This window comes from Burkholderia ubonensis subsp. mesacidophila, assembly GCF_002097715.1.
GTDB lineage: Bacteria > Pseudomonadota > Gammaproteobacteria > Burkholderiales > Burkholderiaceae > Burkholderia > Burkholderia mesacidophila.
This window is the reverse complement of the sequence record NZ_CP020738.1, coordinates 433,447-458,719: the sequence shown is the minus strand read 5'-3', so window position 1 is coordinate 458,719 and position 25,273 is coordinate 433,447. Positions and strand designations below refer to the sequence as shown.

The following is a 25,273-nucleotide window of genomic DNA, read 5'->3' as shown; positions in this document are numbered from 1 at the left end:
CGCGCTCAACTCCAGTCCGACGCCGCCTCGTCCGGATCGACGAGCGTCAGCCCCGCCGCCGGCAGCGGCAGCGCGGTCTTGTAGCGCACCTGCTTGAGCGCGAAGCTCGAGCGGATGTTCGACACGCCCGGAATCGTCGTCAGCCGCTCGATGATGAAGCGCTCGAGCGTGCGCATGTCGGGCATCACGACGCGCAGCAGGTAATCCGCATCGCCCGACATCAGGTAGCACTCCATCACCTCGGGCCGCTGCGAGATCGCCTCCTCGAAGCGTTGCAGCGCATCCTCGACCTGCTTCTCGAGGCTCACCTGGATGAACACGTTGATCCGCAGGCCGAGCGGCTCGGGGTCGAGCAGCGTCACCTGCTGCTTGAACAGGCCGAGCTTCTCCAGCGCGCGCACGCGGTTGAAGCACGGCGTCGCCGACAGGTTGACGGCGCGGGCCAGCTCCGCGTTCGTGATCCGCGCGTTCTGCTGGAGCTGGTTCAGGATGCCGATGTCGATGCGGTCGAGCCGCCGGGGATTCGCGCTCATGGTGGAAATATTCCGGATTCGTGGAGACACACGGAATATTTACACTATCGCGCTGCAAATTCCCAATGATTTCAGACGCCTATTTTGCAGGCCGGCGGGTAGCATGACTTCATTGATGCGCGCCCCGGAACCGGCGCGCGGGAGACCTGCGATGACGGATTTATCGAGCGGTATCGAGCAGACGAAACGCGCCGGCGGCACGCCCGCCGGCGTCGACACCGATCCCGAGGAAACCGCCGAGTGGCTCGACGCGCTCGACGCGGTGGTCTTCCACGTCGGCAAGGACCGCGCGCAGTTCCTGCTCGACCGGCTCGCCGGATACGCGCGGGAACGCGGGCTCGCGTCGGTGCGCACGCCCGTCACGCGCTACCTGAACACGATCCCGGCGCACGAAGAGCCGCGCTATCCGGGCGACCTCGCGCTCGAGGAGCGGCTGTCCGCCGCGCTGCGCTGGAACGCGCTCGCGATGGTCGTGCGCGCGAACCGCGCGTACGGCGAGCTCGGTGGCCACATCGCCAGCTATGCGTCGGCGTCCGACCTGTTCGAAGTCGGCTTCAACCATTTCTTCCGCGCGGCCGCGCCGGACGGCGGCGCCGGCGCGGGCGGCGACCTCGTCTATTTCCAGCCGCATTCGTCGCCGGGCGTCTATGCGCGCGCGTATCTCGAAGGGTTTCTCGCCGAGGATCATCTGAAGCACTACCGCCGCGAAATCGCCGGGCCGGGGCTGTGCTCGTATCCGCACCCGTGGCTGATGCCGGATTTCTGGCAGTTCCCGACCGGCTCGATGGGCATCGGCCCGATCAACGCGATCTACCAGGCGCGCTTCATGCGCTACCTGCAGCACCGCGGCCTGACGAACACCGACGGCCGCACGGTCTGGGGCTTCTTCGGCGACGGCGAGATGGACGAGCCCGAATCGCTCGGCGCGCTGTCGCTCGCCGCGCGCGAAGGGCTCGACAACCTCGTGTTCGTGATCAACTGCAACCTGCAGCGGCTCGACGGCCCGGTGCGCGGCAACGGCCGCGTGATCGACGAGCTCGAGGCGCTGTTCGCGGGCGCGGGCTGGAACGTGATCAAGGTGCTGTGGGGCTCCGACTGGGATCCGCTGTTCGCGCGCGACCACGCGGGCGCGCTCGCCCGCGCGTTCGCGGAAACGGTCGACGGCCAGTTCCAGACCTTCTCCGCGAACGACGGCGCGTACAACCGCGCGCGCTTCTTCAGCCGGAACCCGGCGCTCGCCGCGCTGGCCGAGCGGCTCACCGACGCGGAGATCGACCGCCTGCGCCGCGGCGGCCACGACGCGCGCAAGCTGCACGCCGCGTACGCGCGCGCGCTCGCGCATCGCGGCCAGCCGACCGTGATCCTCGCGAAGACGATGAAGGGCTTCGGGATGGGCGCGGCCGGCCAGGGCCGGATGACGACCCACCAGCAGAAGAAGCTCGACGTCGACGACCTGAAGGCGTTCCGCGACCGTTTCCGGCTGCCGCTGTCGGACGACGACGTCGAACGGCTCACGTTTTACAAACCCGCGGAAGACAGCCCGGAGATGCGCTACCTGCATGCACGCCGGGCTGCCCTGGGAGGCTATCTGCCCAGAAGGCGGAGAGCGGCATCGGCGGGGCTGACCGTCCCGCCGATGCCGGCCTGGGGTGCGTTCGCGCTGGACGCGGGCGGCCGCGAGATGTCGACGACGATGGCGCTCGTGCGCATCCTCGCCGCGCTGCTGAAGGATCGCGGCATCGGCTCGCGCGTCGTGCCGATCGTCGCCGACGAGGCGCGCACGTTCGGCATGGCCAACCTGTTCCGACAGGTCGGCATCTATTCGCCGCTCGGGCAGCGCTACGAGCCGGAGGATCTCGGCTCGATGCTCTACTACCGCGAGGACACGCGCGGGCAGATCCTCGAGGAAGGCATTTCGGAAGCCGGCGCGATCTCGTCGTGGATCGCCGCCGCGACGTCGTACAGCGTGCACGACCTGCCGATGCTGCCGTTCTACCTCTATTACTCGATGTTCGGCTTCCAGCGCATCGGCGACCTGATCTGGGCGGCGGCCGACCAGCGCTCGCGCGGCTTCCTGGTCGGCGCGACGTCGGGCCGCACGACGCTCGGCGGCGAAGGCCTGCAGCACCAGGACGGCAGCAGCCATCTCGCGGCGTCGGCGATTCCGAACTGCCGCGCGTACGATCCGGCGTTCGCGTACGAAGTCGCGACGATCGTCGACGAGGGCATGCGCGAGATGGTCGAACGGCAGCGCGACGTGTTCTATTACGTGACGGTGACCAACGAGAACTACGCGCAGCCGTCCGCGCCCGACGGCGATCCGCATGCGCTGCGCGAAGGGATTCTCAAGGGGATCCATCCGCTGTCGCCGGCGTCGCTGGACACCGCGCGCGTGCAGCTGCTCGGCGCGGGCGCGATTCTCGGCGAGGCGCTCGCCGCGCAGCGGATGCTGAAGGAAGACTGGGGCATCGACGCGGCCGTGTGGAGCGTGACGAGCTTCAGCGAATTGCAGCGCGACGGGATGGAAGCCGAACGCATTGCGCGGCTCGGCGGCACGGACGCGACGCCGTATGTCGCGGCGGCGCTCGGCGCATCGCGCGGGCCCGTGATCGCCGCGACCGACTACGTGCGCGCGGTGCCCGAGCTGATCCGGGCCTACGTGCCGCGCCGCTACGTCACGCTCGGCACCGACGGCTTCGGCCGCAGCGACACGCGCGAAGCATTGCGCGCGTTCTTCGAGGTCGATCGCGCGAACATCGCGATCGCCGCGTTGAAGGCGCTGGCGGATGACGGCGAAGTCGCCGTCGACGTGGTGCGCGCCGCGCGCGATCGCTACCGGAAGACGGCCCGCACCGACGACGCGCCGTGGCGGCGCTAGCGCCGTTCGCGCGCCCCGCCCTGCTCAACAGCCGAGCTGCGCGGCGAGATCGATGAAGTCGTGCGCGTTGATGTCGAAGCGGTCGTCGAAGGCCGTATCGACGTCGCCGCCCGGACCGAATTCGAGCGGCCGCGCGACGAACGCGGTTTTCATGCCGAGCGCGGCGGCGGCGATCAGGTCGTACTTGTGGCACGCGACCATCATCGCGTCGCCCGCCGCCACGCCGAGATAGCGCAATGCCATCCGGTAGGTGCGCGGGTCGGGCTTGAACGTCCCCGCCATCTCCGCCGCGAAGATCGCATCCCACGGCAGAGCGCCGTGCTTCGAGATGTTGACGACCGCGCTCACGTCGGCATTCGACAGCGTCGCCAGCTTGAACCTGCGCTTGAGCCGCTGCAGCCCTTCGACCGTGTCCGGCCACGGCGCGATCGTCTGCCACGCGAAATTGAGCGTCTCGCGCTCGTCGTCGGTGAAGAACGTCAGGCCCCACGCGTCGATCACCTCGTCGAGCGCGCGCCGGTAGATGCGGTCGACCGGCGACCACGGCCGCTCGCCCGCGAGGATCGCGTCGAGCGCGGGCCGGTACTTGCGCCGCCAGTCGTCGACGAAGCGCCCCCAATCGATGTCGCGCGCACGCGCGCCGGCGATCTCGCGAGCGGCCGCGCCGACCGTCGTGCGGAAATCCGTGGCCGTGCCTTGTACGTCGAAGATGAGTGCCTGAATGGCATGCATTGCAGTCTGCATCGGCGTCTCCGTCTGGATGCGGCCGCGCGGCGGTCCCGCGCACTGCGCCGCAACGAACGTCGAGCATAGCGCGCCGCCATGGGCGCGTCACGCCGCGCGCGTAGTGCGACCGTTCGGTACGGGTGCTCAGGCACCGCGCCAGACGCGCGAACGCCCGGCGACGGCGCGCTACACCGGCAACACGTGCGTCGACAGGATCTCCTTCAGCACCATGAAGCTGCGCACCTGCCGCACGCCCGGCAGATACAGCAACTGCTCCGCATGCAGCCGGTTGAAGCTCTCGCTGTCGCGCGTGCGCACCAGCATGAAGTAGTCGAACTCGCCGGTCACGACGTGGCATTCGACGCACCCCGACACCTTCTGCGCGGCCTTCTCGAACGCGGCGAACGCTTCCGGCGTCGAGCGGTCGAGCACGAAGCCGATCACGACCAGCATCCCCGCGCCGAGCGCCTTCGGCTCCAGCAGCGCGACGATCCCGCGGATCAACCCCATCTCCTTGAGCCGCTCGACGCGCCGCAGGCACGCCGGCGCGCTCAGCTTCACCTTTGCGGCGAGGCTCACGTTCGAGATCGACGCGTCCTGCTGAAGCTGCCGGAGGATCGCGCGGTCGATGCGATCGAGCACGGGCGCGGCGCCGGGCGCCGCCGCCGCTTTGCTGCCTAATTTCATTGCGTCTGTCTCCCTGTTCACGAACTCGAATTGCTTGTTCGACGATGAATTCATCATCAACTTAGGCCGACGTCATTTATTTCGCAAGCTCATTTCCCGCCCGGATGCCTATCATTTTTGCATCGGGACGCGGCATGCGCCGACGAACCGATTCCCGCACACGAGCCGCCTTCCCGGAGACATTCGATGAACCTGCAACGCTTCCCCCGTCACCCGCTGACCTTCGGCCCGACGCCGATCCAGCCGCTCGCGCGCCTGAGCGCGCACCTCGGCGGCAAGGTCGAGCTGTACGCGAAGCGCGAGGACTGCAACAGCGGCCTCGCGTTCGGCGGCAACAAGACCCGCAAGCTCGAATACCTGGTGCCGGACGCGCTCGCGCAGGGCTGCGACACGCTCGTGTCGATCGGCGGCATCCAGTCGAACCAGACGCGCCAGGTCGCGGCCGTCGCCGCGCATCTCGGGATGAAGTGCGTGCTCGTGCAGGAGAACTGGGTCAACTATTACGACGCCGTCTACGACCGCGTCGGCAACATCCAGATGTCGCGAATCATGGGCGCGGACGTGCGGCTCGTGCCGGACGGCTTCGACATCGGCATCCGCCCGAGCTGGGAAGACGCGCTGGAGAGCGTGCGGCGCGCGGGCGGCAAGCCCTACCCGATTCCGGCCGGCTGCTCGGAACATCCGCTCGGCGGGCTCGGCTTCGTCGGCTTCGCGGAGGAAGTCCGCGCGCAGGAAGCGCAGCTCGGCTTCAAGTTCGACTACATCGTCGTGTGCTCGGTGACGGGCAGCACGCAGGCCGGGATGGTCGTCGGCTTCGCGGCCGACGGACGCGCGGACCGCGTGATCGGCATCGATGCGTCCGCGACGCCGGAAAAGACGCATGCGCAGATCACGCGGATCGCGCGTCATACCGCCGAACTGGTGGACCTCGGGCGCGCCATCACGGAACAGGACGTGATCCTCGATACGCGCTACGGCGGCCCCGAGTACGGCTTGCCGAGCGAAGGCACGCTCGACGCGATCCGGCTGTGCGCGCGGCTCGAAGGCGTGCTGACCGACCCCGTCTACGAAGGCAAGTCGATGCACGGGATGATCGACAAGGTGCGGCTCGGCGAATTCGAACCGGGTTCGAAGGTGCTGTATGCGCACCTCGGCGGCGTGCCGGCGTTGAGCGCGTACAGCTTCATCTTTCGCGACGGCTGATGCTTGGGGTTCGTTCACGCTGACGCGAGATGCGGCGCGCGCGACCGCACGCATCGTATCTCGCGGCGATTCGACGCATCACGAATTCAGCGCCGTCTCGCTACAGACAGCGGCGCCACAGCATTCGGCGTGTATTGACCAATCAGATTGACTTTAATACACGTCCAAATTAAATCACCTCCCCGCTTATCGAAAATAACTACGGGTCGAGTCGATCCCACGCGTCGCCTCCGAATCACACACGCATCTGTCGATCTTTGACGGTATTTAAAAGATGCAATCCGCGCGGCGCGGGTAATCGGCCGAACAGGCAGGCAGCGTCCCATTCTCTCGCCATTGGCGACGAACCACGCGACCGACCGGCCGTCCGCGTCGTATAGCCGTCGTGCGTACCGCATCACATGACGTCCGACCGTGCACGGATCCATGTCACGAGCGACGGCCGCATCACCGCGAGATACGGGTCCTGCAGGCCGATCAGGTATCCGCCGGGCAGTTCCTGCTTGACCGGCGGCTGGATGGGCGTCCCCTTTGCATCGAGCAGACCGGGAACCCGCGCCAGATAACGGGAATACGAATCGGCTCGATGGTCCGGGCTGATGTCGGCCACCGCGAAAAGCGGCTCCCGGCCATCGTCGTAACGCCAGCTCGGCGCGCCATGCCCATCCGCAAATCGGCGAGCCCCTCCGGCGACACCTGCTGACCTCGGTCCCGGAGTCGCTCCATCCTGCTTCCGTAGTCGTCCAGCTAGAGCGTCGGCAGTTGCAGCCCGCCGTAGAACTGCGCCTCGCGCTGCAGAAACGCCGATCGCGCCTGCGAGAAGTAGTCCTGGACGTCGAGCCGCGCGACGAGTCTTTTCAGATTTGCGGGCATGTCGTGTCGTTGTCGTCGATCCCGTTCCGGGATGCATCGTTATCGGCCGGCCGTCGCGCCCGCGCTACGCCTTCGCCCGCTGCGCATCGTCGCCGTTCGCGTCCGGCAGCTTCCCTTCGTCGGCATAGCGGATCAGGTCCGCATCGCGGATGATGCCGAGCTTCTTCATCGCGCTCGACTTCTGCGAACTGATCGTCTGCTTGCTGCGATGGAGTTGGGCGGCGATCTCGCCGACCGTATAGCCGGCGCAATAGAGCCGGACCACCTCGATCTCGCGCGTGGTGAGCGGGCGCGTGGACGGCGACACTTCGCCGCCTTCCAGCAATTGCTTGATGAACGGCGACAGATAATTTGCGCCGACATAAGCGGCATGGACGGCGCCGACCAGATGCGAAATCGCGTCCGACTTGCTCAGGATGCAGCCGACGCCCTGTTTCCGGATCGCATGCAGCACGCTCGGATTGTCGATCATCGTGATCGTCACGAGGTGAAGCGCCGGATAGCGCCGCTGCAGAAACGACAGCAGCGACAGTCCGTCACCGTACTTGCCGCCCGGCATCACGTAATCCAGGACGAGCACGTCGCATGACTGCTCGTCGAGCACGGCCACCAGCTCCGTGGAATTCGGGACGGTGCCGATCAGCCGAATCGTGCTGCTTTCGGCGAGTGCCTGCGACATCCCGAGCGCGGACGAGGGATGATCGTCCGCCACCATCACTCGCACAATGAATTCATCCATGTTTCTGTTCTCCCCGATACGTCCGGCTTCACGGTCATGCTCCGAATCGCCGGACATCGACCGCATTTCGTTTCCCCGCCGACCAATTGCGCTCGGCAAGCCGAATAAAGCGTCGCATTATTTTAAGATAAGTGGCGAAAAAGACGTTTCTCGAATAGGGCCGCAGCAGCATTGCCTGCGCGTTCCGGTGCTTGCCATCAAACGCCGGGACTCGCAATGCGACGGCGCAACGCGCTGCGGGCCGGTCGTTCTCCGCCCGTGCCCGGGAAGCGCGACGGCCACGAACCGTCCTCGACGGCGGCCCGACTGCGTAACGGACGCGCGCCTGTGCGCGGTGCCGCGCGCCGAGTACGTTCGATGCGCCGGGATACCGACAGGCCGGACGCTCGCACGAACCGCTTCACCCCGTCGCGCGACGGGCCGTGCCAACCGGCTAACGTTTGATCGCGTGCTCTTCCGGATCACTCATCCCGGTCATCCGCCGCCTGTTGCCACTCGATGATGGCGCGCCGTTTCTGCGATGGCGACATGATCAGGAATTCGTTCATTCTCGTCAGAAAATCCCTCCTGGATTTCTCCGGTAGTGTTGCAAATCCGAGCAGTAGTCCGAACACCCTCTTCATGTAGCGCACGGCCTTCCCCTTTCCAGTCCTGTCAATCCAGTGCCGCACACCCAACGATGCGGCACGCCTGCCTGCCCTGTCTGGCACATTGATGTTTTCCCGTTCCCGATCGCCGTTACCGGCCATGCAATTCCGGCGCTTCCGTCGCGCACGGCACGTCCTGCATGCCGCCCCTTTCGTCCGGAGCGGCCATCCCCCGACGACGCGCGGCGCGCGCGAGCACGCCGCGCAGGTGAGCGAGCGTGACGGGCATCGTCAGGATCCGCTCGACGCCCGCGTCCGCATAGCGGCGCGCATCGTCCGGCGTCAGATGCGACGCGACGACCACCATGTCGCAATGCAGTGCGCGCGCATGCACGGCCTCGGCCAGCGCGCCGCCCGTCATGTCGGGAAGATCGGCGCCGAACAGCAGCACGTCCCAGGAGGTGTTCGCCAGCATGTCGAGCGCCACGCCGCCGAGCCGCGCCGTGCCGATCGCGCACCCCAGCACGTCGAGCTGCTCGCGCAGGATGGAACCGCCGAGCGACGCTTCGCCGACCACCAGCGCGCGCAACGCGCGGCCGCCTCGAGCGTCGCGCGGCCGTGCGGCGACACCGGCCGGCAGGAGCGGCGGCGCGCCGGTCGCGGCCGCCGCCAGCCGCATGGCCGCCCGCAGGCCGTTCAGCGAATAGCTCGACACGCGTATCGTCCTGCCGGCGACGTAGGGCTCGCGCGGTCCGTCCGGCGTGGCAAGCACGATCGGCGTCGCGCCGCGCAGGCTGTCGAGCTCCGCACGGGACCAGGCGTCGGAGTCGCCATACAGCACGACCGCGTGCGCGCGCGCCAGGCATCCGGCTGCGATCCCGCTCGGGCTGCGCAGCGCAACGACATCGAATCCCCACGCATCGAGATGCGGCAGCGCGAATTTCCGCCACGCGTCGTCGGCCGACACGAGGATCAGCGCGCGGCCGTCGAACGCGTCGCGCGGGCGATCCACGGCAATCTCCGCGCCCAGCGGCAGGCGCACGGTGAAGCAGCTGCCGGCGCCGGGCGTGCTCGCGACCGAGATCGAGCCGCCCATCGCGGCGACGAGCCGGTCGCACAGCGCAAGCCCGAGCCCCGAGCCGCCATAACGCCGCGTGATGGTCGCATCGACCTGCGAAAACGCCTTGAACAGCTTCTCCCGCTGCGCATCGTCAATCCCGATGCCCGTGTCCTCGATCTCGATCGCGAGTTCGGCCACGCCATGCCCGTTCCGGCCGGCCGACACCCGCGCGGTGACGCGCCCGTCGCTCGTGAACTTGATCGCGTTGCTCAGCAGGTTGCCGATCACCTGGGCCAGCCGGGTCGGATCGCCGCGCATGCGCTGCGCGCCGCTCGCGTCGATTTCCGCGAACAGCGGCAGCCCTTTCGCCTTGGCGACCGACGCGAAGGCGGCGAGCGTGCGTTCGACCACCGCGATCACGTCGAACTCGATCGACTCCACCGACATCGCGCCGGCCTCGATCTTCGAGAAGTCCAGTATGTCGCTGACGATCGCCAGCAAGCCTTCGGCCGACGTGCGCAGCGTCTGCACGCGGCCGTGCTGCGACGCGTCGAGCGCCGTGCGTTCGAGAAGTTCGAGATTGCCGAGGATCACGTTGAGCGGCGTGCGGATCTCGTGACTCATCGCCGCGAGGAACGACGACTTGGCCGCATTCGCCGAGTCCGCCGCCCGCACCGTCTCCTCCAGTTTCTGCACGAGCTGCCGCTTCGCCGTCACATCGACCGCCGCCGCGATCAGCACATCCTCGCCCTGGTACCGCGCGCCGCGCGCGATGACGTCCAGATGCAGCCACGCGTCGTCCGGCCCCTCCAGCGGCAGCACGGCCTGCATCGTCCCGTCGGGTGCGCCGCACGCGAGGAAGGCTTCGTACTGCGCGACGACCTGCGCGGACAGCGTCTGCCCCGCCCCGCCGCATCGCGCGATCATGTCCGTCAGCGCGCCGCTGGCGAGCATCAGCCTTCCGTCCGACCGGGAAATCAGGCCAAGGCCGATCGGCGCCATCTCGATCACGTTGCGGCACAGGCTCTCGCTGTCGAACACGCGCTGCGACCGCGCGTAGAGCGGCACGAGCGCGCGCCGGTAGAACCGCACGAGCAGCAGCCACATCACGGCGATCGCGACGAGCGTCGCGGCGGCCAGCGTGCCGGCCTGCACGGCGATGCCGGCCGCGATGTCGGCCCACGACAGCGCATAGGCGATCGTCCAGCCGGTCGACCCGAGCGCGCTGCGAAACACGACGAAGCCGTCGCGAAAGACCCGTTCGCCGTCCGCCTTGCCCGTTTGCGCGATGTCGAGCTGCAGCAGGCGTTCGGCCAGGCCGGGAACCGGCACGGCGGAGGGATCCATCGTGACGAGCCGGTGGTCCGCGGTCGTGATGAAGAACACGCCGTCCGGCGCACGCTCGGGCAGCCACGACAGCAGGTAGTCGGGTGCATATTCGGTCACGAGCACCGCGAACGGCTGACCGTCCGCGCGGGCCTCGGCGGCGATGCGGATGCGGGACTGCCCGGTTACCGGATTGACGTAAGGCGGCAGCCAGTGGACGCGCGGACGACCATCCGGCGATGCCGGCCGCGAATGCGGAAACTCGACCCGCAATGCCGCCATGACGCGGGCGCGCGCCTGCGGCGTGGCCAGCGCGGGGTTGTCGCGCGCGAGATGCGGGACGATGCCGAACAGGCCGGTGCGCATGCTGTAGTGATAGCCCTCCAGCAAGCGCCCGCGATTGATCGAACTGGCGGCGCAGATGCGCGACAGCAGGAAGGACAGCGCGAGATAGCGCGACACCTCCGCGCGCTGCCGCGTCTGCCCGGGCACGCCCACCACGAGCGACGGGTACGGCGTGATCGCGAGCTGCTGGTCGTTGCCGAAGAACCCGTTCACGACCTGGCCGGGCGCCGGCCCGAGCTCACGCCAGATCAGCTGCGTATTGGCGACGCCGTTGCGGAACGACGTCTCGCTCTCCTGGATCTGGTCGAGCGTTTCGTCGAGGCCGTTGACGAAATTGCGCCGCTCTCCCTCCAGATAGCCGTAGACGATCGATGCCATCCCGAGCCCGCAGGCGATCAGGATCAGGATCGTCACGACGATTCCGCCGCCGAACACCGAAATGCTCTGGTAGCGGCGAATGGACTGGAGCGTGCTGTAGGACATGGCACGGAGCGTCGGCGCGTCGACCACGGGAACGGAGCGGATTTCCGGCGCGGACGCGCGTCAAGGTTGGGACGCGTGGAGTGAAAGTGCTTCGATCATGCCAAACGGTGCGGCAAAAATCAGGTACGCCTGAACCATTTAGTACAAGTCCAATTGTTTCTTATGAGCTTTTTGAACTTGAACGAAAACTTGAACGAAATTTGGCCGCGCAATGGCGCGATTGCGCCCGGCCGATCAGGCTCGTATGGAAGCCGCAAGCGAGCGCCGCGGGAGAGAGGGATGAGCGAACGCGTGCCATACGCGCCCGCAATATATCGAGATAAAGACGGGGACCGTTCGCACGGGCGGTCGATGCCGCCCGTGCGAACGGACACGCAGGCCGGACGGCCGCGTCAGTTGACCTGCAGCTGGCCACCGCGGCCGAGGCCGCCCTTCACGTCCTGCGCCTTGTAGTTGCGCAGCGCGACGACCATCTTGTTGTACGCGTCGATGAACGCGACCACGGTCGCCTTGCCTTCCGGCATCGTCGAGAAGCCGGAGAGGCCGCCGCCCACGCCGCCGCCGAAGCCGGCCAGCGCGGCGATGCGCGGGTCCTCCCGATCGTCATCGCTCTCCTTTTTTTGGTAGGAGACCTGATCTTAAGGTCGATCGGAACATCCGCTTTCGTCGCAGATGCGCACCATGTTGTCGGCGGACGGGTTCAGCGCGCAGGCGGCCCGCAGCATCAGCAGCCCCGATGCGAGCAAACGGCGATACATTTTTACAGTCCTCAGGTCTTATTGGCGCCGCAATTCGAGCCATCACACCCCGTGGGCTCATACCCGGTCGGGCGCGCGGCGCGGTGGACATCCACCAGCGCCGGCGCTCGGCCCAAGGCTCTCTCAGGTTCCCTTCTTTGACTCGTTCGTCACGTTTTGTCGCGCTCTCCAAACATGACGCGACAAACAATAGTGACGTGGTGAGCAATAATAATGGAGAAAAATGGCATGTCAAGCCGATTCTTATTTTGAAGTTTGCATAGCGCGTCAGCTTTGCTATGCTTCGACGCGCAAACCACCGGAGACCATATCGAGATGACCAACAGCGAGCAGGCCAACGCCGACCTCATCACCGCCACCAAGGTGCGCGACCTCCTGACCCGCAACGGCATCCCGCCGCGCAGCCACAACACGACGATCGCGAACGTGCTCGGCCTCAGCTTTTCCGTCGTCACCCGCAAGATGAAAGGCCTGATCCCGTGGAACCTGTCGCAGTTGCGGGACATCGCGACGCACTTCGGCGTGCCGCCCGCGATCCTGCTCGACGACAAGGGCGCCCATGCGGGCGCCGCCCCCGAGATGCTCGACGCGACGCTCGTCATCGAAGCGCGGCGCTTCCGGTGCCGGGCCGCGATCTCGACGAAGGCGAGCAGCCAGGCCGAATCGGATTTCGTCGCGTTCCAGTCGCAAGGCGAATGGATCGTCATCGAACGTCAGCACGCGCATGAAGGCCGCACCTATCCCGTCGACGTGATCGAGCTTCGCTCGACCCAGCAGCAGGCGTACGCGGCGCGGATCGCCGTGGTCGACGATTCGCCGGACGTGGCCGAGACGGTATGCGAATACTTCATCGAAAAAGGCGTAAACGCGATCCCCTACTACGATGGCGCTTCATTCCGGAAAGCGCTGGAAGTCGAGGATTTCGACGGCTACATCCTCGACTGGATGCTCGGCGACCAGACCGCCGCCGATCTCGTGCGCAGCATCCGTTCGAGCGAAAATGGCGACGCGCCGATCTTCCTGCTGACGGGCAAGATCTCCACCGGCGAGGCGAGCGAGGACGAGATCGCGCGCGTGGTGTCGCACTTCAACGCGCGCTGCGAGGAGAAGCCGGTCCGCCTGCCGATCCTGTTCGCCGAGGTGGCGCGCGAGCTGAAGATCGTCCAGCCGTTCAACGCGCCCGCGGGTTGAACCCGGTCGAGCCCACCGCACATCGACAACAAGCGAGAGGAAACCATGCGCATTCCGAGAATCTGGTTGCAAGGCCTGCTGCTGGCCTGCCTGCTGGGCGCCGCCGCCGCGTCCTGGGCCGCGCCGTTCAAGTTCACCGTCGACGGCAACATCACGAAGTCGAATCAGCCGGGGAAAGTCGCGTACGTCTTTTCCGAACAGGCGCTGATGGCGCTGCCGCAGCACTCGATCACGACCTCGACGAGCTGGACGCCGGTGGCGACCTTCAGCGGCCCGCGCCTCGCCGACGTGCTGAAGATCGTCGGCGCGAAGGGCACGCAGCTCGAAATTCGCTGCATCGACGAATACACGTTCACGATCCCCGCGTCCGACGCCGACAAGTACGGCGTGATCCTCGCCCGCAAGATGAACGGCAAGGTGCTCGACAACGCCAGCTACGGGCCGCTGTGGATCATGTATCCGCGCGACCAGTTCGCGGATGAACTGAAGACGCCGCTCGGGGAAGCGAAGTTCGCGTGGCAGGTCATCGGCCTCACCGTGAAATGACCGCTAGGCGATGGAAGAAGCGCAAGATCATCGTCGTCCTCGGCTCCCTGTGGATCCTGGGCTTCGCCGCATGGGCGTTCCTGCTGCATGACCTGCTCGCGACGTCGGTCAACGAAGGCGTGCTCGAGGGCCCGCGCGAAGGGGTGTTCTGGACCGCCGCGCAATACCGGAACGCGTACAGCCGGTTCGACCGGCAGCTGATCCTCTACGCGACGCGCCAGGACGACGACTTCGACCGCGTCGAGACGCAGCTCGATGCGCTGTCGGCGTCGTTCGGCTTCCTGCAGCGGCCGTCCGAAGTGTCCGAGTACTGGCTGCGCATCCCGAAGGCGCGCGACGACATCGCGACGCTCGGTGAATTCATGGCCCGCCTGCAGCGCGAGGTGCCGGCGCTGCGCGACGCGCGCGGCGCGGCGCGGCGCATGGCGGCCGACGTCGACGCGTACTGGCCGAAAGTCAACGCCCTCGCCAACTACTTCCGCGCGATCGAGATGGCGCAGCGGGACTTCACGTTCCACCAGCTGAAGGAGAAGCAGCAGGCGATCCTGATCCTCGGCGTCATCCTGGGCGTCATCCTCGGCGCGCTATTCCTGCTGCTGTTCTACACGGTGCGCACGCGCGACGACCTGCTCGAGCGGCAGCAGGCCGCGCTCGTCGCGGAGAAGCAGGCGTCGGACCGCGCGTTCGAGATGGTCGAGGCGAAGAACGCGTTCCTCGGCATGGTCAGCCACGAGCTGCGCACGCCGCTGCAGGCGATCTGCGGGTCGATCGAGATCCTGCTCGCGCGGCCGCAGTCCGACGCGAACCTGAAGACGATCCGGCGGCTGCAGAACTCCGCGTCGTCGCTCGAAGCGCTGGTGAGGGACCTCACCGACTACATCAAGCTGCGCTCCACCCGGCGCCGCGCCGAACCGGAAATCGTCGGCATCGCGCCGCTCCTGGCCGACGCGCTGGAGCCGTTTCGCGAGCGGATCTCGGCCAAGCGCATCCACGCGTCGCATCGCGTCGATCCGCCCGGCCTGGCCGTGCGCTCGGATCGCCAGCTGCTGCAGCAGGTGCTGTCCAACCTGATCGAGAACTCGGTCAAGTACACGAACGGCGGCACGATCGACGTGAGCGCGACGCTGCTCGACGCGCCCGCCGGCCCGAAGCTGAAGATCGCCGTGCGCGACACCGGCGCCGGCATCGCGAAGCCGCATCTGTCGAAGATCTTCGAGCCGTTCTACCGCGCGAACGACGCGGCGGGCCTGCACGTGGACGGCATCGGCCTGGGCCTCGCCGTCGTGCGCCAGATCGTGACGACGCTGCGCGGGCACATCGACGTGCACAGCGTCGTCGGGGAAGGCAGCGAATTCGTCGTGACGCTGCCGGTCGAAGTGCCCGACAGCGGCGAGGCGGCAGGCGACGCGCCGGCGTCGCCGCACGCGACGACCCGGCGCGACCGCCGCGCGCTCGTCGTCGACGACAACGACAACGCGCGCGAAACGCTCGGCTCGATGCTGGCGGCGCTGGGCATCCACGCGGACCTGTGCGGCACCGGCAGCGAAGGCGTCGCGCGTTTCGCCGAGCGCCGCTACGACATCGTGCTGCTGGATCTCGAGCTGCCCGACCTGAACGGCGTCGAGGTCGCGAAGCGGATCCTCGCCGCGTCGCCGGCGGACGGCACGCGGCGCGCGGCGATCCTGGGCGTCAGCGCGTACGAATCGGCCGCGCTGGAGGCGCACAAGGCCGTCTTCGACGCGTTCCTGCCGAAGCCCGTGCACCTGGGCGAACTCGGCGCGCTGGTGGAGCAGCTGGTCGGGTAGCGGGTTTTCGTGCGGATGGCGGGCTTGCAGACGCTCGCCGCCGAATGACATCACAAGAAGCGGAGCGTCGACCGGCGGCGAACGGATCAGCATGAAGCCTGATCCCGTCACCCGAAGGCCCCGACCATGAACGCTCCGCATCGCATCTGCGAACCGAACATCCTCTACTTCGGCACGCCCGTCGTGCTGATCGGCACGCGCAACGACGACGGCACGGCCAACCTCGCGCCGATGTCGTCCGCCTTCTGGCTCGGCTGGCGCGGCGTGCTCGGCCTCGCGGCCAGTTCCCGGACCACGCAGAACCTGATCCGCACCGGCGAGTGCGTGCTGAACCTGCCGTCGGCGGCGCAGGCGGATGCGGTGGACCGCATCGCGCGCACGACGGGCGCCAGCCCGGTGCCGGCGTCCAAGCAGGCGCGCGGCTACGTGTACGAGCCCGACAAGTTCGGGCGGGCCGGGCTCACCGAAGCGGCGTCCGACACGGTGGCGGCGCCGCGCGCGCTCGAATGTCCGGTGCACCTGGAAGCCGTCGTGGCGGCCCGGCACGGTGTCGCCGAGGATTCCCCGGAAGGGCGCGGGCGCATCTGCGTGTTCGAGGTGCGGATTCAGCGCGTGCATGTGCATCCGGACCTGCTGATGGACGGCGATCCGGACCGCATCGATCCCGACAAGTGGTCGCCGCTGATCATGAGCTTCCAGAAGTTCTACGGGCTCGCGCCGCGGCAGGTTCGCGCGTCGCGGCTCGCGGAGATTCCCGAGCGCCTGTATCGCAGCCCGGACGTTGACCGCGCGCGAACGGCCGCCGACTCGCCGCAGCCGATCGGATAAGATACGGCCCGCGATGCCCTTTACCGAACCGACGGAGCGTTTCCAGTGATTCAACCGACCAGCGTATTCAAGGACAACCTCGCGCAACTGCCGTCCATCGACGGCATCGAGCGCATCGACCTCGTCGACGGCCACGGCGACGTGGTCGCGACCATCGAGAACAAGCCGGGCAAGCAGGGCTCGCTCGCGGTGTACCACTACCTGCAGCAGACGTTCGGCGCGCTGGACGCGAAGGCGGCCGAGCACGGCCTCGCGGTGTTCGCCGAACATACGGCCGATGCGCGCAACCGTCCGGGCGCGCATCCGAACGTCGACCACCTGCTCGCGATCGCGGCCGGCGGCGAGCCGCTGCGCATCGACGTCGTCGCGCGGGCCTGAGCGCGCGGGCGCGGCGGCATTTCCCACCCGCTTCGCCCGCTCGCCGGGATTGCCGCCATCGCCGCTGACCGGGCCATCACGCCTGTCGGGAATCGGCCAATGACGCAGCGAACGCCGTGACTTCGTCACGGCTCGACAGACACAAGCGATCGCGCCGGAACTCGTCGAAGATCCGCTCGTGCGCGGCGTACGCACTCGAGCCCTGACGGCTCCGATACGTCGCGGCCCATTGCAGCAGCGCCGCCAGCGACGCTTCGCTGCCGCCGCGCCGAATCCCGCGCTGCCGGATCGCGGCGACGCAATCGGCCGGCTCTACGCGCAACCAGACGAGCGCCGTCGCATCCGCGAGTATCCCTTCGACCAGCCAGCCGTAGATGCCTTCGATCACCCAGCGGTCACGCCCGGCCGCGCGCTTGACCAGGCGCATCGCGTCGTCGCGGTCCCGCGGCTGGTCGAAACCGCCGGGCAGCCAGTGAATCAGGTCGAGATCCACGAGCGTCGCCGCGTGCGACCGGGCGATGCGTTGCGCCAGCCAGCTCTTTCCCGAGCCGGAATTGCCGATGACGATCGTTCTGGTGAGATCCATGGGACGCTGGGCCGGAGGCGGACAGGAACGTCAGTCTAACCGGATGGCTAGGCCGGGCCGCCGCCCCCATGGCAACTCACAGATCCAGCACCAGCCGTTCGCCGCGGCATCGCGACACGCACGGCATCATGCAATCGTTGCGGGCCTTGTCCGCCGCGCTCAGGAACGCGTCCCGATGATCGGGCGTGCCGCCGAGCACGGTCGTCCGGCATGCGCCGCACACGCCCGCCTCGCACGACGTGGCGACCTCGATGCCGTGGTCGTACAGCACATCGGTGATCGACTGCTGCGGCGGCACGCGCAGCGTGCGCCGCGAGCGCGCGAGCTCGATCTCGAACCCGGCGGTCTCGCCCGCGCCGACCGTCTGGTCGGCGGCCGGCGCGGAAAAATGCTCGTGATGGAGCCGCGCGTCGCCGAGCGCCGGGCGCGCGATCGCATCGACGGCCGCCATGAACGGCGCCGGCCCGCAGAAATACAGATGCGAACGTGCATCCATCGCGCCGACGATCGCCGCGATCGCGTCGCCGGTCGCATCGGGCGTCAGCCCCGTGTGCACCGTCGCGACGTTCGCGAGCTGCGACGCGAGCGTCGCCCCGTACGCGGCCGCGTCGGCCGAACGCACGAAGTAGTGGAACGCGAGCGGCCGCCCCGCGCGCAACAGGCTGTGCGCCATCGCGAGCAACGGCGTCACGCCGATCCCGGCGGCGAGCAGCACCGCCGGGCTGTCGTCCGGCGCGAGCGGGAAGTAATTCAGCGGCGCGCCGATCCGCAGCACGTCGCCGACCCGGATCGCGTCGTGCACGTGCGCGGAGCCGCCGCGCGACGCCGGCTCGCGCTTGATCGCGATCTCGTACACGCCGTGCTCGATCGGGTCGTTGCACAGCGAGTACTTGCGCGTGAGCCCGTCGCGCAGATGCAGGTCGATATGCGCGCCGGCCTCGAACGCCGGCAGCGCGAGACCCGGCGCGTCGCTGACGAGCCGCAGCGAAATCACGTCGCACGCGACGCGCTCGCGCGCGATCACGCGCGCGGCAATCAGATCGTTGTCGATCATTGGAATCCCCGTTCAGGAAAACTCACAGCAGCCCGATCAGCCGCCACCACAACGCATTGACCGGAATCACGAACACCACGCCCAGCAGCGCCGTCGCGACGCAATATCGGAGCGCCGCGCGCCGGTCCAGCTGCGCGAGCGCGTTGCCGAACACGATCGGCGGCGACTGGTACGGCAGGACCGTGGTCGCATAGCCCATCACCTGCGCGAGCAGGCCCGCCTTCAGATGCAGCCCCTGCGCGAGCAAGCGCGACACGATCGGCACGTACAGCGCCGGTTCCGCGTTCGATGTGACCGCGAAACAGACGACGATCGACAGCGCGGTCAGCGCGAAGTACGCGAGCATCGGGCTGTCGCGCAGCGCGTCGAGCGCGAGCGTGTCCGGCACGCGCATGTCGAGATGGTTGACGAGCGCGGTCAGCCCGATGATCGCCGCGATGAACCACAGCAGGTCCATCTTCAGCGTCGCGGTGAAGCGCTCGAGCTGCGCGGGCGGCGACGTGGCGAAGTAGACGAGCGTGAAGCCGAGCCCGACCCAGCCGGGCGCGATGTGATGCACGGCGTCGGTGAACCACAGCGCGAGCGTGATCGCGAGCAGCACGATCGCGTGCCATTCGCGGCGGCCGAGCGCGACGCGCGCCGCCGGAATCTCGACTTCGCCGACCGTATCCGCGAACAGCCAGTAGGACGCGAGCACCAGCACCGCGCCGCGCACGACCACGCCGGCCGGAAAGAACAGCAGCAGATACTCGGAGAAGCGCAGGTGCAGCCCGTGCGACTGCTCGAGAATCCCCGCCATGATCACGTTCGGCAGGTTCGCGGGCAGCACCGCGGCGGCCAGTTCGTACGAGCCGACGATCACGAGCAGCAGGATGCCGCGCCGCCCGTTCGCGTGCGCGCCGAGCTTCACGACGTCGCAGTAGCCGAGCGCGATCGGGATCAGGATCGCGATCCGCCCGAACGTCGACGGCATCACGAGCGACAGCAGGAAGCTCAGGATCGCGAACGCGAGCAGCGCCTTCAGGTACGAGCCGCCGATCCGGCGCGCGAGCGCGATGCCGATCCGTTCGCTCAGGCCGCTCTCCTTCAGCGCGAAGCCGATCGCCGCGCCGCTGAACACGAGCCAGAACGCGCTGGACCCGAAGCCCGAGAAGATCTCGGCGGTCGGCACCGACGTGCAGGTCGCCGCGAGGAAGAAGAACAGCAGCGACACCCAGAGGCTCGCGACCGCGCCCGTCGCCCACAGCACGATGCAGGTGAACACGATCGCGACGATCCGCGCGTCGCCGGCCGACAGCGCGCCGCGCGCGCCGAGCGCGGCGACGGTCGCGAGCCCCGCCGCGAGCAGCGCGGCCGTGACGCGGCCGCCCGTCAGCATGCCGGCCGCGCGGCCCGGCCCGCCGATCGCACCGCCGCTCAAGCGCGCATCACCGGCGAGTTCGCCGGGATCTCGTATTCGACGTGCGACTCGTCGAAGATGTCGCCGAATTCACGCTGCTGGCGGAACGTCGGGTCCGGCGCGCAGCTCATCGGCAGATAGCCGCCCATCCATTCGCGCAGGTCGGTCACGTCCGGCGCGCCGCCGTACACGTTCGCGACCGGCCGCTCGCCGCGCGCGACCGCGTCGATCTGCTCCTGCAGCATCTGGCGGAACATCACGATCCCGCGATCGGACGCGCCGAGGTTCTCGCGCGAACGATCGAAGATCGGGCCCTGCGTCTCCACCGCCATCGCATCCTGGCTCATGAACGTGTCCATCAGGTAGCGGCCCGATGCGTCGGTGCGCGCCGGCTGCCGGACGATCTTCGGCGCCGCGTCCGCTTGCGGCTGCGCGCCGTCGGCGTTCGGCGTGAACGACACCCAGACGATCCGCGTCGTCGTATCGTCGACCGGCACGCGCCAGTGCATCTCGGTCATGATGCGGAGCATGTTCGGGAACACCATCAGGTTGCCCCAGCCGCGGCCCTCGCCTTCGTATTCCCAGCTCTTCACGATCCCCCAGTCGAAGCGCTGGAAGCCGAACCGCTTGAACGGCTTGCCGAACCCGGACGCGTCGCGCATGCCGAGATGCTCGAAGTATTTCGAATGCGTGTAGTACGTGTGCGTGACGTCGACCGCGTTTTCCTGCACCTGGAACCAGTTGCACGCGAGGTCGTCCTGCACCTCGAAATGGCGGACGCCGTCGTTGCGCACGAGGATGTCCCAGTTCGGGAACGCGGGCTTCTGTTCCGCCGGCCCCATGTACGCGAAGATCAGCCCGCCGCATTCGTGCGTCGCATAGCTGTCGATCAGCTTCTTGCACATGCGGCTCGCCTTCGCCGATTCGAACGGCCGCTCCACGCATTCGCCGGCCGCGTTGTACTGCCAGCCGTGATACGCGCAGCGGATCGTCTCCTCCTCGACGAAGCCGTACAGCAGCGACGCGCCGCGATGCGGGCAGCGCTCCTGCACGAGCAGCACGCCGCCGTTGCCGGTGCGCGCGAGCACCAGGTCCTCGCCGAGGATCCGCACGCGTTTCGTCTGGCCGGCTTCAGCCAGCTCCGACGAATAACCGACCGGATGCCAGTAGCGGCGCAGCAACTCGCCGCACGGCGTGCCCGGCCCCACGCGGGTCAGCAGTTCGTTGGTGGCGTGGTCAAGCATGAATACACCTCTCTCTCAGGTTGTAGCGGGCTGTAGCGCCCCGGAGACGTCTGCGTACCGGCGAACCCTCGAGCCGCGATACGTCCGTCGATAAATCTATTTTTTTAGACTAAATAAAGTGAAGGAAAAATGCAAGGCGGGAAAATCCACAATTTTCACGCCTTCGTCGGTGCCTCATTACCGGAAATCGGCCGATGTGTATAATTAAAAAGACGGACGGCACGCACGATCGCTGGGATCGGCGCGCCTCGCGTCGGCCAACCAGGAGGACAAGATGGCGATCATTGGCGTGATGGGCTCGGGCAAGAACGAATGGCCGGAGTTGGCGACGCCGCTCGGAACGTGGATCGCCGCGCAAGGATTCGACCTGCTGACCGGCGCCGGCCGCGGCGTGATGCTGTCGGTCGCGCGCGCGTACGCGAGCACGCCGGGGCGTCGCGGCCGCTCGATCGGCATCGTGCCGAGCGAAACGCATCCGCTGTTCGGTTTCGTGCCGATCGCCGGCTATCCGAATCCGTTCATCGACCTGTCCATCGTCACGCCGCTGCCGCGCAAGGAAGCCGACGCGCCTGACGACGCGTTGAGCCGCAACTACGTGAACGTGCTGACGAGCGACGTCGTCGTCGCGCTGCCGGGGAGCAAGGGCACGCTCGACGAGATCCGCCTCGCGACGCGCTTCGCGAAACCGCTGATCTGCGTGGGCCCCGCGGGCGCGTTCGACGGCGTCGCGGCCGGCACGCGCATCGTGTCGGCGCTCGACGACGTCTACGCGTTCGTGCTCGCGCAGGTGAGCCGCGCGGAGGGAGACGCAGGCGCGAACGTCCCGCCTGCGTGAGCGGCAGCACGTCGCCGTAGCGCCGCTCACAGCCGCTCGATCGTGTCGGCGAGCACGCGCACGCCCAGCATGAAATCGTCGATCGCCATCGCCTCGTGCGGGTTGTGCGACCCGTGCTCGTTGCGCACGAACAGCATCCCGCTCGGCACGCCCGCGTTCGCGAACAGCGCCGCGTCGTGGCCCGCGCCGCTCGGCAGCGTCGCGAACGGCACGTCGAGCCGCGCGCACGCGTCGGCGAGCGCGGTGCGCAGGGCGGCGTCCATGCGCGCCGGCGCGCTCGCCAGCCGCCGATCGAAATCGAACCGCACGCCGCGCTCGCGCGCGATCGAATTGCATTCGGCGAGCAACAGCTCATGGAAGACGTCGAGCGTCTCCGTGCTCTCGCTGCGCGCCTCGAAGCTGAAATGCACCTGGCCGGGAATCCGCGAAATCGAATGCTCGTCCTGGTCGGTCGACACGATGCCGGTCGTCACGACGAGATCGATGTCGCGTTCGAGCAGCCGGCGCCAGTGCTCGTCGAGCCGCGTGATCAGCTCGGCGACGGCGAAGATCGCGTCGTGCCGCAGGTTGCGCGGCACCGCGCCGGAGTGGCCGGCCTCGCCGATGCAGCTGATGGAGTTGTGCCGCACATTGCCGCGAATGCCGGACACGACCGCGACCGGCAGCCCGCGCGCGACCATCACGGGCCCCTGTTCGATGTGGAGCTCCAGGTATGCATGGGCGCGCCGCACGTCGAACAGCGGCTTGCCCGCTCGCACCGCGTCGACGTCGACGCCCGCCGCCGCCATGCAGTCGGCGAGCGACTGGCCGGTGCTGCGATGCTTCATCGCGAGATCGTCCGGCTTCAGCCGGCCGAACAGCGCGCTCGATCCCATATAGGCCTTGCCGAACCACGCGCTCTCTTCGCCGCGCAGCGCGATCACGTTCAGCGGGCGTGGCGACGCCCGGCCGGCGCGCCGTTGCGCGACGAGGCACAGCAGCCCCGCGACGATGCCCGCGAGCCCATCGTAGTTGCCGCCGTGCGGCACCGAGTCGAGATGCGAGCCGACCCAGATCGCGCTCGCCTGCGGATCCGCGTCGGGCAGGCTGAAGACCAGGTTGGCCGCGCGGTCGGTGCGCACCGCGATGCCCTCGCGTTCCGCGTGCGCCGCGAGCCGCTGCGCGGCCGCCGTTTCGCTCGCGCCGTAGCTCTCGCGCGTGACGCCCGCGCCGTCGGCCGACAGCGTGCGGATCTCGTCGAACCACTGCTCGGCGAGCGCCGTCAGTTCGGCAAGCGGCAGCGCCGCCGGGTCGGGCGTCGCGAACCCACGAGCGTCGCCGTCCGCCGGCGCGCCCGGCCAGTCTGCATGCCCGTTCATTGCGTCTCCGCCAGCGTGCCGCCCGCGCGCGCCGGCGCCGCGCAAAAGCGCCGCCAGCGCTCGCCCAGGTCCGCGTCGAGCCTGACCTGCCCGGTCAGCGACGCGATCGCGCCGATGCCCTCGTCCGCGCAAAACTGCGCGAGCCCGTCGATGATCGTGCGCATCACGCCCGGATCGCGGAACGACGCGGTGCCCACCTGCACCGCGCTCGCGCCGGCGAGCAGAAACTCGACGGCGTCGGCGGCACTGCGGATCCCGCCGCAGCCGATCACCGGAATCGACACGGCGCGGTAGCACTGGTGGACGAGCCGCAGCGCGATCGGCTTGATCGACGGCCCGGACAGGCCGCCCATCACGTTGCCGAGCGACGGCCGGCGCGTGCGCACGTCGATCGACATGCCGAGCACCGTGTTGCCCATCACGACCGCATCGGCGCCCGCGTCCTCGGCCGCTTTCGCGATCGTCGCGATGTTGCCCGCGTTCGGCGTCAGCTTCACCCACAGCGGATGCCCGGTGCGCCGACGGATCGCGTCGACGACCTGCCGGGTCGTGCCCGCGTCCATCCCGAACGCCATGCCGTCCGCCTCGAGATTCGGGCATGAGATGTTCGCCTCGATCGCCGCGACGTCCGGCCGCGACAGCGCCGCGCACGCGCTCGCGAACGCGTCCGCCGTATCGGCGGACACCGACGCGACGACCGGCGTGCCGTAACCGGTGTACGCGGGCAGCACGTGTTCAAGGTAATCGTCGATTCCGCGGCTCGGAATGCCGATCGAATTCAGCATGCCGTCGCCCGCGTCGGCGACGCGCGGCGTCGGGTTGCCCGGGCGGCTGACGGGCGACACGCTCTTGATCACGAGCGCGCCGAGCCCGCTCAGGTCGAGCGCGTCGCGATACTCGATCGCGAAACAGCCGGAGGCCGGCATCACGGGATTGCGCAGGCGCAGTTCGCCCACGCGTACGGTCAGGTCAGCCAAACTCCACCTCCGCCACCACGTCGCGAATCGCGAACACCGGGCCCTCGCGGCACACGCGCCGGAATGCGCGGGTTTCGCCGTCGTCGAACATCCGCACGCACGACAGGCACACGCCCATCCCGCACGCCATCCGCTGCTCGAGCGCGACCTCGCCGCGCATCGACGGATGGTCGGCAAGCACGCGCTGCAGCAGCGCGAGCAGCCGTTGCGAGCCGCACGTGTAGACCGCGTCCGGCCGATCGCGCGCGATCACGTCGCGCAGCAGCGCGTCCACGTTCGCGACCGCCGACGTGCCGTCGCTGTCGAACACCGCATGCACGTCGGCCGGCGCGCCGCGCAGGAATTCCGCGGTCATCAGGTCGTCCGGCGTGCGCGCCGACATCACGACCGTCAGCGCAATGCCCGCCCGTGCCGCCCGCTGCACGAGCGGCGCCATCGTCGCGAGACCGACGCCGCGCGCGACGAGCAGCAGCCGCCGCGCGCCGGGGTCGAGCGTGAACGGGGTCCCGAGCGGCCCGACGATCGGCAGCCGGTCGCCCGCGCCGAGCTGCGCGAGCGCGCGCGTGCCTTCGCCGGTCACGTTGTACAGGAACTCGATTTCGCCGGCGTCGGGGCCGACACCGTACACGCTCATCGGGCGCGGCAGGAACGGGCGGTACAGATCGCCGACGGGGCAGACCAGCTGATAGAACTGGCCGGCCTGCGTGACGCGCGCGAGCGGCGCGTCGGCTCGCACGCGCAGGTAGCGATAGCGCCGGTTCACCGCCCGGTGCTCGACCACGTCGCACGTGTGCGTGGCGACGCCGGCCGCCCACGGCTGCGCGCAGTCGCGCGCCGCATCGATCACGTCCATCGTTTTCTCCTCGTTGCGGTT

General features: G+C 68.3%; 23 protein-coding genes and 2 pseudogenes. 8 read left to right on the top strand and 17 right to left on the bottom strand.

The genetic code is table 11. The annotated features are described in order from the left end of the window. Positions 1 to 5 precede the first annotated feature (5 nt). Positions 6 to 533, bottom strand: coding sequence for an Lrp/AsnC family transcriptional regulator (locus B7P44_RS19620; RefSeq protein ID WP_084907436.1), 528 nt, complete (start codon positions 531 to 533; stop codon positions 6 to 8). A gap of 151 nt (positions 534 to 684) precedes the next feature. Here B7P44_RS19620 and mdeB point away from each other — a divergent pair, with 151 nt between their 5' ends. After that, positions 685 to 3,411 (top strand): alpha-ketoglutarate dehydrogenase, encoded by a 2,727-nt coding sequence (gene mdeB / locus B7P44_RS19615; RefSeq protein ID WP_084907434.1) that lies wholly within the window; start codon positions 685 to 687, stop codon positions 3,409 to 3,411. A 24-nt stretch (positions 3,412 to 3,435) separates the two neighbouring features. On the opposite strand, the gene B7P44_RS19610 is transcribed toward mdeB, so the two are convergent. Together B7P44_RS19610 and B7P44_RS19605 are read right to left on the bottom strand one after the other, a co-directional pair. Beyond that, a complete protein-coding gene (locus B7P44_RS19610) occupies positions 3,436 to 4,155 on the bottom strand; it encodes a haloacid dehalogenase type II (protein ID WP_084907432.1) in 720 nt (239 codons plus the stop codon). A gap of 168 nt (positions 4,156 to 4,323) precedes the next feature. Further along, positions 4,324 to 4,824 carry an Lrp/AsnC family transcriptional regulator gene (locus B7P44_RS19605; protein ID WP_084907430.1) on the bottom strand — a complete coding sequence of 167 codons (501 nt, stop codon included), beginning with the start codon at positions 4,822 to 4,824 and terminating at the stop codon, positions 4,324 to 4,326. A gap of 186 nt (positions 4,825 to 5,010) precedes the next feature. On the opposite strand from B7P44_RS19605, the gene B7P44_RS19600 reads away from it, so the two are divergent. After that, the gene (locus B7P44_RS19600) at positions 5,011 to 6,027 is read left to right on the top strand and encodes a 1-aminocyclopropane-1-carboxylate deaminase (RefSeq protein WP_084907429.1); all 1,017 of its coding nucleotides are present in this window, start codon (positions 5,011 to 5,013) and stop codon (positions 6,025 to 6,027) included. Between the two features lie 397 nt (positions 6,028 to 6,424). Here B7P44_RS19600 and B7P44_RS19595 read toward each other — a convergent pair whose 3' ends face one another. From B7P44_RS19595 to B7P44_RS37365, 7 genes and pseudogenes are all read right to left on the bottom strand, one after another. After that, positions 6,425 to 6,637, bottom strand: coding sequence for a hypothetical protein (locus tag B7P44_RS19595; protein WP_084907427.1), 213 nt, complete (start codon positions 6,635 to 6,637; stop codon positions 6,425 to 6,427). A 137-nt stretch (positions 6,638 to 6,774) separates the two neighbouring features. Then, positions 6,775 to 6,900 carry a hypothetical protein gene (locus B7P44_RS37740; protein WP_265341358.1) on the bottom strand — a complete coding sequence of 42 codons (126 nt, stop codon included), beginning with the start codon at positions 6,898 to 6,900 and terminating at the stop codon, positions 6,775 to 6,777. Positions 6,901 to 6,964: 64 nt separating this feature from the next. Then, entirely contained in the window at positions 6,965 to 7,639 is a 675-nt protein-coding gene (locus B7P44_RS19590) for a response regulator (protein WP_084907425.1), read from the bottom strand. 461 nt (positions 7,640 to 8,100) lie between these two features. After that, the gene (locus B7P44_RS19585; RefSeq protein ID WP_133117850.1) at positions 8,101 to 8,388 is read right to left on the bottom strand and encodes a hypothetical protein; all 288 of its coding nucleotides are present in this window, start codon (positions 8,386 to 8,388) and stop codon (positions 8,101 to 8,103) included. Then, entirely contained in the window at positions 8,378 to 11,440 is a 3,063-nt protein-coding gene (locus tag B7P44_RS19580) for an ATP-binding protein (RefSeq protein WP_084909915.1), read from the bottom strand. Before B7P44_RS19580 ends, B7P44_RS19585 begins: the two co-directional genes overlap by 11 nt. Before the next feature lie 392 nt (positions 11,441 to 11,832). Further along, positions 11,833 to 12,021, bottom strand: a pseudogene (locus tag B7P44_RS19575) (hypothetical protein); the annotation flags it as partial. After that, positions 12,013 to 12,198: pseudogene (locus B7P44_RS37365) on the bottom strand (sel1 repeat family protein); the annotation flags it as partial. The pseudogenes B7P44_RS19575 and B7P44_RS37365, both read right to left, overlap by 9 nt. A gap of 315 nt (positions 12,199 to 12,513) precedes the next feature. Between B7P44_RS37365 and B7P44_RS19570 the strand changes: the two are divergent. From B7P44_RS19570 to B7P44_RS19550, 5 genes are all read left to right on the top strand, one after another. Further along, positions 12,514 to 13,389 (top strand): response regulator, encoded by an 876-nt coding sequence (locus tag B7P44_RS19570; protein ID WP_084907420.1) that lies wholly within the window; start codon positions 12,514 to 12,516, stop codon positions 13,387 to 13,389. Between the two features lie 45 nt (positions 13,390 to 13,434). Further along, positions 13,435 to 13,935, top strand: a complete 501-nt coding sequence (locus B7P44_RS19565; RefSeq protein WP_084907417.1) for a putative pterin-binding protein — start codon at positions 13,435 to 13,437, stop codon at positions 13,933 to 13,935. Beyond that, positions 13,932 to 15,740, top strand: a complete 1,809-nt coding sequence (gene atsR, locus B7P44_RS19560) for a hybrid sensor histidine kinase/response regulator AtsR (protein ID WP_084907415.1) — start codon at positions 13,932 to 13,934, stop codon at positions 15,738 to 15,740. The genes B7P44_RS19565 and atsR overlap by 4 nt, the downstream gene beginning before the upstream one ends. 126 nt (positions 15,741 to 15,866) lie before the next feature. Next, entirely contained in the window at positions 15,867 to 16,568 is a 702-nt protein-coding gene (locus B7P44_RS19555) for a flavin reductase family protein (RefSeq protein ID WP_084907413.1), read from the top strand. Between the two features lie 45 nt (positions 16,569 to 16,613). Beyond that, positions 16,614 to 16,946 carry a DUF2322 family protein gene (locus B7P44_RS19550; protein ID WP_084907411.1) on the top strand — a complete coding sequence of 111 codons (333 nt, stop codon included), beginning with the start codon at positions 16,614 to 16,616 and terminating at the stop codon, positions 16,944 to 16,946. Positions 16,947 to 17,022: 76 nt separating this feature from the next. Here the strand turns inward: B7P44_RS19550 and B7P44_RS19545 are convergent, their stop codons facing one another. From B7P44_RS19545 to B7P44_RS19530, 4 genes are all read right to left on the bottom strand, one after another. After that, positions 17,023 to 17,532, bottom strand: a complete 510-nt coding sequence (locus tag B7P44_RS19545) for a P-loop NTPase family protein (protein WP_084907408.1) — start codon at positions 17,530 to 17,532, stop codon at positions 17,023 to 17,025. Between the two features lie 76 nt (positions 17,533 to 17,608). Next, positions 17,609 to 18,586 (bottom strand): PDR/VanB family oxidoreductase, encoded by a 978-nt coding sequence (locus B7P44_RS19540; protein ID WP_084907406.1) that lies wholly within the window; start codon positions 18,584 to 18,586, stop codon positions 17,609 to 17,611. 22 nt (positions 18,587 to 18,608) lie between these two features. Beyond that, positions 18,609 to 20,006 (bottom strand): SLC13 family permease, encoded by a 1,398-nt coding sequence (locus tag B7P44_RS19535; RefSeq protein ID WP_084907404.1) that lies wholly within the window; start codon positions 20,004 to 20,006, stop codon positions 18,609 to 18,611. Beyond that, a complete protein-coding gene (locus tag B7P44_RS19530; protein ID WP_084907402.1) occupies positions 20,003 to 21,229 on the bottom strand; it encodes an aromatic ring-hydroxylating dioxygenase subunit alpha in 1,227 nt (408 codons plus the stop codon). The genes B7P44_RS19535 and B7P44_RS19530 overlap by 4 nt, the downstream gene beginning before the upstream one ends. A 274-nt stretch (positions 21,230 to 21,503) precedes the next feature. Between B7P44_RS19530 and B7P44_RS19525 the strand changes: the two genes are divergently transcribed. Next, positions 21,504 to 22,064 carry an SLOG cluster 4 domain-containing protein gene (locus tag B7P44_RS19525; protein ID WP_084907401.1) on the top strand — a complete coding sequence of 187 codons (561 nt, stop codon included), beginning with the start codon at positions 21,504 to 21,506 and terminating at the stop codon, positions 22,062 to 22,064. A gap of 26 nt (positions 22,065 to 22,090) precedes the next feature. Here the strand turns inward: B7P44_RS19525 and B7P44_RS19520 are convergent, their stop codons facing one another. From B7P44_RS19520 to B7P44_RS19510, 3 genes are read right to left on the bottom strand one after another with little or no spacing between them, the layout of a single operon-like run. Further along, on the bottom strand, positions 22,091 to 23,422 hold the full coding sequence (locus B7P44_RS19520) for a hydantoinase/carbamoylase family amidase (protein ID WP_084909914.1): 1,332 nt from the start codon (positions 23,420 to 23,422) through the stop codon (positions 22,091 to 22,093). After that, entirely contained in the window at positions 23,419 to 24,399 is a 981-nt protein-coding gene (locus B7P44_RS19515; RefSeq protein ID WP_084907399.1) for a dihydroorotate dehydrogenase, read from the bottom strand. Before B7P44_RS19515 ends, B7P44_RS19520 begins: the two co-directional genes overlap by 4 nt. Next, a complete protein-coding gene (locus B7P44_RS19510) occupies positions 24,392 to 25,252 on the bottom strand; it encodes a dihydroorotate dehydrogenase electron transfer subunit (RefSeq protein ID WP_084907397.1) in 861 nt (286 codons plus the stop codon). The genes B7P44_RS19515 and B7P44_RS19510 overlap by 8 nt, the downstream gene beginning before the upstream one ends. Positions 25,253 to 25,273: the final 21 nt, after the last annotated feature.